This window comes from Pseudomonas sp. GL-RE-29, assembly GCF_019947275.1.
In the GTDB taxonomy this organism is placed as follows: domain Bacteria; phylum Pseudomonadota; class Gammaproteobacteria; order Pseudomonadales; family Pseudomonadaceae; genus Aquipseudomonas; species Aquipseudomonas fluorescens_A.
The window spans coordinates 1-13068 of sequence record NZ_JAGYGD010000062.1; the positions used below are offsets into that span (position 1 = coordinate 1).

Here is a 13068-nt window from a genome sequence, read left to right on the forward strand (position 1 = left end):
GGAATTCATCTCGCATTACAACTATCGCCGTTGCCACTCCGCCTCGAACCACTTGCCGCCTGCGCTGTTCGAGCAACAGGCGGCTTAATCCTCCTACGGGATGGTTTAAAAAAACTGAACCACTACACCGGAGGCTGCGATCTTTCAAGAGCCTTGCCCCGGCACATTCGGCCAAAGATCCGCCACCAGAAACAATCGTTCCGCTTCCTCCCAATCGCCCAGAGCATTTTCCGTCAGTCGCACCAGCAATTGCGCCGGTGCCAGCGGCTCCAGTTCATTCAGCCAGGCACCCAACTGTTCAGCGCTCCAGGTTTGATCCGCAGGATAGTGCGCCGGCGCGAGCCAGGCATGACGGGGCAGGGGTTGCCAACGACCGGGCGGACTTTGCGCGGAAAACTCCGGCCAATCCTTTTGATGCAGCCAGCGACCGCGCAAGTGCTGCGGGTGCGCGCCATTGGGCGAGGCTGCCTGCCCCGGCCATGGATAGAGTAGATAGCCACCCAGCCACAAATGGGCGTTGAACTGCTGGATATCCAGCGCCGCCAGCACTTCGCGGCTCTCCGGGCGCGCGGAAATCGGCAGTTGATGCTGGCTCAGGTGCGCCAGTTTTCGGTCCAGCCGATCGTGGCAACCCGGGCCGAGCCACTGGGCAGTGTCGTGTCCATCACCGTTCTGCGGGCCGAGGTAAAGCTTGATCGCCAACTCCAGGTGATGCACGCCGTCGCGATCGCGCAGTAGCATATCGAGTTCGCCTAGCGTGTGGCCTTCGCGGCGGATCGGCATGTTGGCGGCAATCAACTCGATGCCGGGCGCGTGTTGCACGGCGAATTGCCATAAGCGTTCGTAATACAAACCCAGGCGCCGGGTACGCGCCTGGGCCAGCCAGTGCAGCAATCCATAGCTGTCGCGATCGAGTTTTCGCAGCCAGTGTTCCAGGCGTTCCGGGGCCTGCACCCAGTCGCTGCCGGCCAGCGGATGACGTTGCGGCCACGGCGTGGCGCCGAGCATCGGCGGCGCCAGGATGACCCACGCCAGGTCGCGCACTTCGGGGTGGCGCAACTGGTGGGGTAACTGCAGCAAATCTGGAAATAGGATCATCTTGCGAGCATAGCCCGAATCGCGAGCACACCTTGAGGCTGAAAGGATTTTGTCTATCTCGCGCTTTCGCCCATAATCGTGCTTTTCGCCGTCGCAGAGCTTAGGGGCCCCATGGAGCAATTTCGTAATATCGGCATCATCGGTCGCCTGGGCAGCTCTCAGGTGCTGGATACCGTCCGCCGACTGAAGCGCTTTCTGCTCGATCGTCACCTGCACGTGATCCTCGAAGACACCATCGCCGAAGTGCTCCCGGGCCATGGTTTGCAAACCTCCTCGCGCAAAATGCTCGGTGAAGTCTGTGACATGGTCATTGTCGTGGGCGGTGATGGCAGTTTGCTTGGCGCGGCCCGTGCGCTGGCCAAGCACAATATTCCGGTGCTTGGTATCAACCGGGGCAGCCTCGGGTTTCTCACCGATATCCGCCCTGATGAGCTGGAAGTCAAAGTCGCCGAAGTGCTCGACGGCCATTATCTGGTTGAAAACCGTTTTCTCTTGCAGGCCGAAGTCCGCCGCCACGCCGAGGCCATTGGTCAGGGCGATGCGCTGAACGACGTGGTGCTGCACCCGGGCAAATCGACCCGCATGATCGAGTTCGAGCTGTATATCGACGGCCAGTTCGTCTGCAGCCAGAAGGCCGACGGCCTGATCGTTGCCACGCCAACCGGTTCGACCGCCTATGCGCTGTCAGCGGGCGGCCCGATCATGCATCCCAAGCTCGACGCTATTGTGATTGTGCCGATGTACCCCCATACCTTGTCGGGTAGGCCGATTGTGGTCGATGGCAACAGTGAGCTGAAAATCGTCGTGTCCAAGGATATGCAGATCTACCCGCAAGTCTCGTGTGACGGGCAGAACCACTTCACCTGCGCGCCCGGTGACACCATCACCGTCAGTAAAAAAGCCCAGAAGCTGCGGCTGATTCACCCGCTCGACCACAACTACTATGAAGTTTGCCGAACCAAGCTCGGCTGGGGCAGCAAGTTGGGTGGTGGAGGCGACTGATGCTCGATCCCGCGCGTAGCTACGACCTGATCGGTGACGTGCACGGTTGCGCTCTGACCCTTGAGCATTTGCTCGACCGGCTCGGTTATCAAAAACACGGTGGTGTCTGGCGCCATGCCTTGCGCATGGCGGTATTCGTCGGTGACATCATCGACCGCGGCCCGCGGATTCGCGAAGCGCTGCACATTGTCCACGATATGGTCGAGGCCGGTCAGGCGTTGTGCATCATGGGCAACCATGAATTCAACGCGTTGGGCTGGGCCACACCGGCACTGCCCGGCAGTGGCAAACAATTCGTGCGTGAACACACCCCGCGCCATGCCCGTTTGTTGCATGAAACCCTGACTCAGTTCGAAAACCACCCGGGTGACTGGCACGACTTCCAACAGTGGTTCTATGAGCTACCGTTATTCGTCGATGCCGGGCGTTTCCGCGTGGTGCACGCCTGCTGGGATGCCGGCCTGATCGAGCCGCTGCGGGCACTGTTCCCCAATGGGTGCGTTGACGAGCATTTCCTTCAGTCGTCGGCCATTCCGGGCAGTTTTGCCTGCACCGTGTTCGACCGGTTGCTGCGCGGTACCGACATGCGCTTGCCCCATGGGCTGACCATGACCAGCGGCGACGGCCTGACGCGTTCGTTCTTCCGCACCAAATTCTGGGAGGACGACCCGCAAACCTACGGAGACATCGTGTTCCAGCCAGACGCCTTGCCGGACCCCGTGGCCCGTACGCCACTGACGTCTTCCGAGAAAAACACTTTGCTGCGCTATGGCGTCGATGAGCCGTTACTGTTCGTCGGCCATTACTGGCGCAGTGGCAAACCGGCGCCAATCCGCCCGAACCTGGCCTGCCTGGATTACAGCGCCGTGCTTTACGGCAAGCTGGTCGCCTACCGCCTGGATCAGGAAAGCCGTCTTGATCCACATAAATTTGTCTGGGTCGATGTCGAGCGACCGGAGGTACTGCAATGAGTGCCATCGCCGTATTGCGTCTGCCGCTGGCGGTGGATTTGAGCGGATTCGTCAAACTGCTGCAGCGTATGCAGGTACCGCATCGGGTCAGCGAAGAGGCAGGCGAGCAAGTGTTGTGGGTGCCGGCAAACATCAGCGAAGACGTGCGCGTATTGTACGAGCGTTTTCCGGCGGGCGACCCCGATGAAAAACTGAACATCCCCGTGACGCATCCGATACGCCGGCCAAGTTTCGCCTCGCAGGTTCGGCACGGCAAGGCGACCACACTGGTATTGCTGCTGACCATTATCGTCGGCGCAGTGACGCTGTTGGGCGACAACCTCGACACGATGCGCTGGCTGACCTTCCTTGATTACCGCGTCGTCGGTGAGTACATCCATTTCGTGCCATTGTCCGATAGCCTGGCGGCGGGGCAGTGGTGGCGACTGGTGACGCCGATGCTGATCCACTTCGGTATCTTGCACCTGGCCATGAACGGCATGTGGTACTGGGAGCTGGGACGGCGTATCGAATCGCGCCAGGGCAGTGTCAACCTGATCGGTTTGACCTTGCTGTTCAGCCTCGTTTCCAATTTTGCCCAGTTTGTTTTCAGCGGCCCGACCCTGTTTGGCGGGTTGTCCGGGGTGCTGTACGGCCTGCTCGGGCACTGCTGGATCTTTCAGATTTTGTCGCCGAATACCGCTTATCGCCTGCCCCGTGGGGTATTGGCGATGATGCTGATCTGGCTGCTGCTATGCCTGTCCGGGCTGGTCTCGATGATCGGCTTCGGTGAAATTGCCAACGCGGCCCATGTCAGCGGGTTGCTCGTCGGATGCTTGACCGGTTTGTTGGGTGGTTTGTACAACCGCCGTAAACTGGCCGCCTGAATAGTTATGTGAATTGAAGAGCCCGGAGACTCAATGTCCTCTTTTAACGAAATGATCAAGAACATCACCCCGGATATTTACCAGAGCCTGAAACTGGCGGTGGAAATCGGTAAATGGTCCGACGGTGGCAAACTCACCGCCGAGCAACGCGAACTGTCGCTGCAAGCGATGATCGCCTGGGAAATCAAAAATCTTCCCGAGGAAGAGCGTACTGGCTACATGGGCCCGCAGGAATGCAGCTCCAAGTCGATTCAAGTGCCGAATATCCTGTTCAAGTCGGATGCCATCCATTGATCGAGATTGGCCGCGGTGCAATCAGTAAAATGTCGGCGCGCCTGGACGGGCCGAATGTGCAATACGCATTTCGCCTGGGCGACGTCGAGGTTCCGGTCAATCCGTTGATCGGCACCACGGTACGTCTGGAATACCTGGGGGCGATCCACTGCACCCATTGCGGACGCAAGACCAAAACCAGTTTCAGCCAGGGTTACTGCTACCCGTGCATGACCAAACTGGCCCAGTGCGATGTGTGCATCATGAGCCCGGAACGCTGCCATTTCGATGCCGGCACCTGCCGCGAGCCGGAGTGGGGCCAGACGTTCTGCATGACGGATCACATCGTCTATCTGTCGAATTCGTCCGGGGTAAAAGTCGGGATCACCCGCGCCACCCAGTTGCCGACCCGCTGGATCGATCAGGGCGCCAGTCAGGCGTTGCCGATCATGCGCGTCGCGACCCGCCAGCAATCAGGCTTCGTCGAAGACCTGTTCCGCAGCCAGGTGGCGGACAAGACCAATTGGCGTGCCTTGCTCAAGGGCGACGCGGTATCGGTGGATCTGCCGCAGATCCGTGACCAGTTGTTCGACAGCTGCGCTGAGGGCTTGCAAGGTTTGCAGGAGCGATTCGGCCTACAGGCAATCCAGACCATTGCCGACGTCGAACCGCTAGAAATCCGCTTTCCGGTCGAGCAGTACCCGGCGAAAATCGTCAGCTTCAACCTGGACAAGAATCCGATTGCCGAAGGCACGCTGATGGGGATCAAGGGCCAATACCTGATTTTCGATACCGGCGTGATCAACATTCGTAAATACACGGCTTATCAGCTCGCCGTGCATCAGTAAGGACTCCAGCATGCGCACCGAACAACCGAAGATGATCTACCTCAAGGACTATCAGGCGCCCGAGTACCTGATTGACGAAACGCACCTGACCTTCGAGTTGTTCGAGGACCACAGCCTGGTCCATGCGCAACTGGTGATGCGCCGCAACCCAGAGCGCGGCCCGGGCTTGCCGCCGCTGGTGCTGGATGGCCAACAGCTTGAACTGTTGTCGGTCACTCTGGCCGATCAGGAATTGACTCCAGCGCAGTATCAGCTGTCCGAGAATCACCTGACCCTGCATCCGACCAGCACCACGTTCACGGTCGATACCAGCGTCAAGATCCACCCGGAAACCAACACCGCGCTGGAAGGCCTGTACAAGTCCGGCACGATGTTCTGCACCCAGTGCGAGGCCGAAGGCTTCCGCAAGATCACCTATTACCTCGACCGTCCGGACGTGATGAGCACGTTCACCACCACGGTGGTCGCCGAGCAACACAGCTATCCGGTGCTGCTGTCCAACGGCAACCCGATTGCCTCCGGTCCCGGCGAAGACGGCCGGCATTGGGCGACCTGGGAAGACCCGTTCAAGAAACCGGCGTACCTGTTCGCGCTGGTGGCCGGCGATCTGTGGTGCGTCGAAGACACCTTCACCACCATGACCGAGCGCACCGTGGCGCTGCGCATTTATGTCGAGCCGGAAAACATCGACAAATGCCAGCACGCCATGAACAGCCTGAAGAAATCCATGCGCTGGGACGAAGAGGTTTACGGTCGCGAGTACGACCTGGACATCTTCATGATCGTTGCCGTGAATGACTTCAACATGGGCGCGATGGAGAACAAGGGTCTCAACATCTTCAACTCCAGCGCCGTGCTGGCCCGCGCCGAAACCGCTACCGACGCCGCGCACCAGCGGGTCGAGGCGATTGTCGCCCACGAATACTTCCACAACTGGTCGGGCAACCGCGTGACCTGCCGCGACTGGTTCCAGTTGTCGCTCAAGGAAGGTTTCACGGTATTCCGTGATTCCGGTTTCTCCGCCGACATGAACTCGGCCACGGTCAAGCGCATTCAGGACGTGGCGTACCTGCGTACCCACCAGTTCGCCGAAGATGCGGGCCCGATGGCTCACGCGGTACGCCCGGACAGTTTCATCGAGATTTCCAACTTCTACACCCTTACCGTGTACGAAAAGGGTTCGGAAGTGGTCGGCATGATCCACACCTTGCTCGGCGCCGAAGGCTTCCGCAAAGGCAGCGACCTGTACTTTGAGCGGCACGACGGTCAGGCCGTGACCTGCGATGATTTCATCAAGGCCATGGAAGACGCCAATGGCGTCGACCTGACCCAGTTCAAACGCTGGTACAGCCAGGCCGGCACGCCGCGTTTGGCGGTGAGCGAGTCCTACGACGCTGCGGCAAAAACCTATAGCCTGACGTTCCGCCAGAGCTGCCCGGAAACCCCGGACAAAGTTGAAAAACTGCCGTTCGTGATTCCGGTCGAATTGGGTCTGCTGGACAGCAAGGGCGGTGAAGTTGCCCTGCGTCTTGCCGGTGAAGCGTCGGCGCAAGGTACTTCCCGAGTGATCTCGGTGACCGAGGCCGAGCAGACGTTCACTTTCGTCGACATCGCCGAACAGCCGCTGCCGTCGTTGCTGCGTGGTTTCTCGGCGCCGGTAAAACTGAGCTTCCCTTACAACCGCGATCAATTGATGTTCCTGATGCAACACGACAGCGACGGTTTCAACCGTTGGGATGCTGGCCAGCAATTGTCGGTGCAGGTGCTGCAAGAACTGATCGCCCAGCAGCAGAAGGGCGAAGCGCTGGTGCTGGATCAGCGTCTGGTTTCGGCCCTGCGTACTGTGCTGTCCGATGAGTCGCTGGACCAGGCAATGGTCGCCGAAATGCTCTCGCTGCCAAGCGAAGCGTACCTGACCGAAATCAGCGAAGTGGCCGACGTCGATGCCATTCACAGCGCCCGCGAGTTTGCGCGCAAGCAACTGGCCGATGCGCTGTTCGAAGGTTTGTGGCTGCGTTATCAAGCCAACCGCGACCTGTCGAAGCAAACCCCGTACGTGGCCGAAGCCAAGCACTTCGCCCGTCGCGCATTGCAGAACATTGCGCTGTCGTACCTGATGCTCAGCGGCAAGCCGGAAGTATTGGCGGCAACGCTGGAGCAGTTCGATACTTGCGACAACATGACCGAACGCCTGACTGCGCTCGCCGTGTTGGTGAACTCGCCGTTCGAAGAGCAGAAAGCCAAGGCACTGGCCAGTTTCGCCGAGCACTTCAAGGACAACCCGCTGGTCATGGACCAGTGGTTCAGCGTCCAGGCCGGCAGCGTGCTGCCGGGTGGTCTGGAGCGGGTCAAGGCGTTGATGCAGCACCCCGCGTTCAACATCAAGAACCCGAACAAGGTGCGGGCACTGATCGGCGCGTTCGCCGGGCAGAACCTGATCAACTTCCATGCGGCGGATGGCTCCGGGTATCGCTTCCTGGCGGATCTGGTGATTGAGCTGAACGGCTTCAATCCGCAGATTGCCTCACGCCAACTGGCGCCGCTGACTCGGTGGCGCAAGTATGACGACGCTCGTCAGGCGTTGATGAAGGGTGAGCTGGAGCGAATTCGCGGTTCGGGGCAACTGTCCAGTGATGTATTTGAGGTGGTGAGCAAAAGCTTGGCCTGACATAGGCAGCTAACAGTTGCTCTGGACGATAAGTCCGCGAAACGAGAACGCCCAAATCGAAAGATTTGGGCGTTCTTTTTATGGCTACACCGTGCTGCGATTGAAAGTGAGTTCCAGCGGATTGAAGAGAGACCTGAAGAAATCGTCGACGGTGCGCACGGCCATCTTGTCTTGCGGGGTCAACTGCGCCGACTTGAATCGTTCAATCATCTGTTGATCGATCATTCGAATAGCACTGACGACTGACGCTTGTTCAACCGCATCTTTCGGATGGTCCGCAGTCAGCTTATCGGCGAACGTCGCCAGGCACTCCAGAGCCGAGGAAAAAAATGCATCGGGGTAGACGCCCGCATCACTCGGCAGATACGGGGTATTGAACAAGTAATTCAGTGTGGTGGAAAACTCTCGAATAATGGCCAGATTATCGGCGAGCGTTGTGTATTTAGCCTCGTCACAGAACGGAAAGGATTCAATCTGAAAAGGTGACTCGGTGTTTACCTTGAGTTGCTGGGCATAAGTATAGGTTTGACGAAAGACCGCGGCAGGTGTGCCACTGACAATGACCGTACTGAGTGGTTTTCCATCTTGAATGTCACGGTTGATGATGTCGGCGACGTTAACCGCATTTTGGCCGCTGTTGGTCGAGAACGGGTCTACAGTAATACGCTTTGGATCGACGCCTTTTTCCATGAGCAACTGTTTAAAGCGGTCTCCCTCGGTTTTGTTGGTCGCGATGGCGTGCCGATCGGTCGTGCCGTGGCCACCAAATCCGCTGGTGATGAAGTTGATATGTTTGCTGTCCGCGAGCTTATCAGCGATGAACGAGACGTAGGTTTCGTCGTTGTTGCCGTTCAGGACGATGTAGCAATCCGGCCTGTCATGACCCTGTAGCCAGTCAGACATGCCGATGGTGGGGAGGTTGTTTGATGTGACGTTGCCTTTTTCAACGGTCAAACCAACCGGCGAGGCAAGTATCGACAGACGACCGTTGGCTGCCTCGCTCAAACAGGACTGGATGCGCGTGGCCAACTCTATCGGCGGCGAAGTGACTGGCGGTTTTTGTTCGGCGAGTTCGTATCCTTCCTTGATCAGGTTGTGCATGGTTTGTGCGGTGTTGAGGTTGTTTCTCGTATTGGTCTTGATCTGATCGGAGGACAGTATTTGGGCGTTATGGTTGGGCGAGTAGGACCTTGGCACAGTGTCGAAGTAACCGGCTAACTTGATAAAGCCCTTTGATGTCGAGAACTCGACCTGCCGGTTTTCCTTTGACAGTTCCAGACTGGCTTTGCCTTGGCAGACCTTTTCGAGGTTTTGTGAGATGGCGGTTGAGCCTGCATCGCTTTGCGATGTTTGATTGATTGAGGTGGAACTTATCGACGGGATCATGCCATGTCCTCCTTGTGGGATGTTCTGGATCACCCTACGGAGTCAGCGGCCCACAGACTGACAAAAATCGCTCGTCAGGCGTGGGTTCGAGTGCGCCATACAATTCGTCGGAGGCCAGACCCGCAGAATCACCCGGTCTAATACCCCAACATTCAGCCTTGGTTGCTTTCCCTCTGGTTAACAAAAGATAACGAGCCGTCGATTGTCAGCCCTTCAAAAACACCGATAGGATAAGCCAGCTTCCGAAGGGGCTCTGGATTGCGGGTTTCAAGACTATGCTCTGAAACAGGTGATCCCGAGAGCAACCCTTACGGCGCCCTGAAAGGTTGAACGACCTAACAATAATAATGGGGGAAGGTCTATGAGTGAGCCTGTCATGGGTGTGGGTATCTGCCGCCCGCCGGCACTGCGCAAATTCGCGTTGCTGGCTACAGCGCTCTCGCTGGTGGGTTGTGCCATGTGGTCGGCATCTGCGCTGGCCGCTGACGCGCCGGCATCCGACGTTGTTTATTCCGTTGAATCGGCCAAGGCCAGCAAAAGCCTGGTTCTGGATGTCGTGCACGCCGGCAAGCGCCTGGTGGCGGTCGGGGATCGTGGGCACATTCTGTATTCCGACGACCAGGGTTCGACCTGGACCCAGGCCAAGGTGCCAACCCGGCAACTGCTGACCTCGGTGTTCTTTGTCGATGACAAGCACGGCTGGGCCGTCGGTCATGACGCGCAGATCCTCGCCAGTGAGGACGGCGGTATCACCTGGACCAAGCAATTCGAAGATCTGAAACGCGAATCGCCGCTGCTCGACGTCTGGTTCCAGGACGCCAACAGCGGCTTTGCCGTGGGCGCCTACGGGGCGCTGATGGCCACCACCGACGGCGGGAAGAACTGGGAAGACGTCAGCGACCGCCTCGACAACGAAGACCAGTTCCACCTAAACGCCATCACGGCGGTCAAGGATGCAGGCCTGTTCATCGTTGGCGAGCAGGGCAGCATGTTCCGATCTGCCGACTGGGGCCAGACCTGGGAAAAGCTCGAAGGTCCCTATGAAGGTTCGCTGTTCGGTGTGATCGGCACTGCGCAAGCCAATACGCTGTTGGCCTATGGCCTGCGCGGCAATCTTTACCGCTCCACGGATTTCGGCAGCACCTGGGAACAGGTCGAACTCAAGGCTGAACGCGGTGACCTGGAATTCGGTTTGTCCGGCGGCACATTGCTTGATGACGGTTCGATTGTGATCGTCGGCAACGGCGGTTCGGTGATCAGCAGCAGCGACAACGGCGAGACCTTCAGCGTCTTTAACCGCCGGGATCGTATCTCGCTCTCGTCGGTGGTTGCCGCGGGCAATGGCAATCTGATTCTGGCTGGACAGGGCGGCGTTCGCGCCACTTCGCCAAATGGCGCCGAGCTGGGCAAATGAGCCAGGTTAATAATAAGAAGGCGGAGCTATGACTTCCTTGAGTACTCATCATCAGGACAAGGCGACGTTTCTTGAACGCCTGATTTTCAACAACCGTCCGGCAGTGATCACGATCTGCCTGCTGGTCAGTGTTTTCCTGTTCTGGCAGGCCACGCTGATCCGGCCATCCACCAGTTTCGAAAAAATGATCCCGCTCGAGCATCCATTCATTCAAAAGATGATGGAGCACCGCAACGATCTGGCGAACCTGGGCAACACCGTGCGAATTTCGGTTGAAGCCACCGACGGCGACATTTTCTCCAAGGAGTACATGGAGACCCTGCGCCAGATCAACGACGAGGTGTTCTACATCTCCGGCGTTGACCGTTCCGGCCTCAAGTCGTTGTGGAGTCCGAGCGTTCGCTGGACTGAAGTGACGGAGGAGGGCTTCGCCGGTGGTGAAGTGATCCCGCAAAGCTACAACGGCTCCCAGGCCAGCCTCGACCTGCTGCGCAACAACGTGCTCAAGTCCGGTCAGGTAGGGCGGCTGGTGGCCAACGACTTCAAGTCGAGCATCGTCGACATCCCGTTGCTGGAGTCCTACCCGGACCCGCAGGACCAGGGCAAGTTGCTGGCGCTGGACTATCGCAAGTTCTCCCACGAACTCGAAGACAAGATCCGCGACAAGTTTGAGAAACAGAACCCCAACGTGAAGATCCACATCGTCGGTTTCGCCAAGAAAGTCGGTGACCTGATCGATGGCCTGGTGATGGTGGTGATGTTCTTCGGCATCGCTTTCGTCATTACCTTGATTCTCCTGTTGTGGTTCACCAACTGCCTGCGCAGTACCGTCGCCGTGTTGAGTACGACGCTGGTGGCGGTGGTCTGGCAGCTGGGGTTGATGCACTTCTTCGGCTTCGGGCTCGATCCATACTCGATGCTGGTGCCATTCCTGATCTTCGCCATCGGTATCTCCCACGGCGTGCAGAAAATCAACGGTATCGCCCTGCAATCCAGCGAGGCGGAAAACGCCCTGACGGCGGCTCGGCGCACGTTCCGCCAACTGTTCCTGCCGGGGATGATCGCGATCCTCGCGGACGCGGTGGGTTTCATCACGCTGCTGATCATCGATATCGGTGTAATTCGTGAGCTGGCCATCGGCGCGTCCATCGGCGTGGCGGTGATCGTGTTCACCAACCTGATCCTGCTGCCGGTAGCCATTTCCTATGTCGGCATCAGCAAACGCGCCGTAGCCCGCAGCAAGAAAGACGCGACCCGCGAGCATCCGTTCTGGCGCCTGCTGTCGAACTTTGCCAGCGCCAAAGTCGCCCCGGTTTCGATCCTGTTGGCACTGATCGCCTTCGGCGGCGGCCTCTGGTACAGCCAGAACCTGAAAATCGGTGACCTCGACCAGGGTGCGCCGGAACTTCGTCCGGATTCGCGCTACAACAAGGACAACAACTTCATCATCAGCAACTACTCCACCAGTTCCGACGTGTTGGTGGTGATGGTGAAGACCAAGGCCGAAGGCTGCTCGCGCTACGAAGCCATGGCGCCGATCGACGAACTGATGTGGAAGATGCAGAACACCGAGGGCGTGCAGTCGGCGATTTCCCTGGTGACTGTGTCCAAGCAAATGATCAAGGGCATGAACGAGGGCAACCTGAAATGGGAAACCCTGTCGCGTAACCCTGACGTGCTGAACAACTCCATTGCCCGGGCCGATGGCCTGTACAACAACAGCTGTTCATTGGCACCGGTGCTGGTATTCCTTAACGATCACAAGGCCGAAACCCTGGATCGTGCGGTGCATGCGGTGCAGGCGTTTGCCAAGGAACACAACACCGAGAACCTGGAGTTCATCCTGGCGGCCGGTAACGCGGGGATCGAGGCGGCCACCAACGAAGTGATCAAGAAGTCCGAACTGACCATCCTGATCCTGGTGTATATCTGCGTCGCGGTCATGTGCATGATCACCTTCCGTTCCTGGGCGGCGACCCTGTGCATCGTGTTGCCGCTGGTGCTGACCTCGGTGCTCGGCAACGCCCTGATGGCGTTCATGGGCATCGGCGTGAAAGTCGCGACCCTGCCGGTCGTGGCGCTCGGGGTGGGGATTGGCGTGGACTACGGCATCTACATCTACAGTCGACTGGAAAGTTTCCTGCGTGCCGGACTGCCGTTGCAAGAGGCGTATTACCAGACCCTGAAGTCCACCGGTAAAGCCGTATTGTTCACCGGCCTGTGCCTGGCCATCGGCGTGTGCACCTGGATCTTCTCGGCCATCAAGTTCCAGGCTGACATGGGTCTGATGCTGACCTTCATGCTGCTCTGGAACATGTTCGGTGCACTGTGGCTGTTGCCGGCACTGGCGCGGTTCCTGATCAAACCGGAGAAACTGGCGGGGCAGAAGGGCAATTCGCTGTTTGCTCACTGATCGACGCTGAAATGAAAAAGCCGCAACCTCAGGGTTGCGGCTTTTTTATGTCTGCAGATCAACAAAACCCGTTGTAGGAGCCGGCTTGCTGGCGATGACGTGTCAGTCAACATCAATGTGGCTGACACG

General features: G+C 58.4%; 10 protein-coding genes. 8 read left to right on the top strand and 2 right to left on the bottom strand.

All coding sequences use genetic code 11. The features are described from left to right. Positions 1–144 precede the first annotated feature (144 nt). Positions 145–1098 (bottom strand): DUF1853 family protein, encoded by a 954-nt coding sequence (locus tag KGB21_RS28790; RefSeq protein WP_223507492.1) that lies wholly within the window; start codon positions 1096–1098, stop codon positions 145–147. 111 nt (positions 1099–1209) lie between these two features. On the opposite strand from KGB21_RS28790, the gene KGB21_RS28795 reads away from it, so the two are divergent. From KGB21_RS28795 to pepN, 6 genes are read left to right on the top strand one after another with little or no spacing between them, the layout of a single operon-like run. Continuing rightward, positions 1210–2100 (top strand): NAD(+) kinase, encoded by an 891-nt coding sequence (locus tag KGB21_RS28795; RefSeq protein WP_034146463.1) that lies wholly within the window; start codon positions 1210–1212, stop codon positions 2098–2100. Then, entirely contained in the window at positions 2100–3071 is a 972-nt protein-coding gene (locus KGB21_RS28800; protein WP_223507493.1) for a metallophosphoesterase, read from the top strand. The genes KGB21_RS28795 and KGB21_RS28800 overlap by 1 nt, the downstream gene beginning before the upstream one ends. Continuing rightward, positions 3068–3937 carry a rhomboid family intramembrane serine protease gene (locus tag KGB21_RS28805; protein ID WP_223507494.1) on the top strand — a complete coding sequence of 290 codons (870 nt, stop codon included), beginning with the start codon at positions 3068–3070 and terminating at the stop codon, positions 3935–3937. Before KGB21_RS28800 ends, KGB21_RS28805 begins: the two co-directional genes overlap by 4 nt. 33 nt (positions 3938–3970) lie before the next feature. Then, positions 3971–4231 carry a YeaC family protein gene (locus tag KGB21_RS28810; RefSeq protein ID WP_020799300.1) on the top strand — a complete coding sequence of 87 codons (261 nt, stop codon included), beginning with the start codon at positions 3971–3973 and terminating at the stop codon, positions 4229–4231. Further along, positions 4228–5058 (top strand): DUF2797 domain-containing protein, encoded by an 831-nt coding sequence (locus tag KGB21_RS28815; RefSeq protein WP_223507495.1) that lies wholly within the window; start codon positions 4228–4230, stop codon positions 5056–5058. Before KGB21_RS28810 ends, KGB21_RS28815 begins: the two co-directional genes overlap by 4 nt. A 10-nt stretch (positions 5059–5068) precedes the next feature. Beyond that, positions 5069–7726, top strand: a complete 2658-nt coding sequence (pepN, locus tag KGB21_RS28820) for an aminopeptidase N (protein WP_223507496.1) — start codon at positions 5069–5071, stop codon at positions 7724–7726. A gap of 84 nt (positions 7727–7810) precedes the next feature. Here pepN and KGB21_RS28825 read toward each other — a convergent pair whose 3' ends face one another. Further along, entirely contained in the window at positions 7811–9112 is a 1302-nt protein-coding gene (locus tag KGB21_RS28825) for an ElyC/SanA/YdcF family protein (RefSeq protein WP_223507497.1), read from the bottom strand. 361 nt (positions 9113–9473) lie between these two features. On the opposite strand from KGB21_RS28825, the gene KGB21_RS28830 reads away from it, so the two are divergent. Both KGB21_RS28830 and KGB21_RS28835 read left to right on the top strand, forming a co-directional pair. Next, positions 9474–10526 (top strand): WD40/YVTN/BNR-like repeat-containing protein, encoded by a 1053-nt coding sequence (locus KGB21_RS28830; protein ID WP_223507498.1) that lies wholly within the window; start codon positions 9474–9476, stop codon positions 10524–10526. 28 nt (positions 10527–10554) lie between these two features. After that, the gene (locus tag KGB21_RS28835; RefSeq protein WP_034146457.1) at positions 10555–12939 is read left to right on the top strand and encodes an efflux RND transporter permease subunit; all 2385 of its coding nucleotides are present in this window, start codon (positions 10555–10557) and stop codon (positions 12937–12939) included. Positions 12940–13068 lie beyond the last annotated feature (129 nt).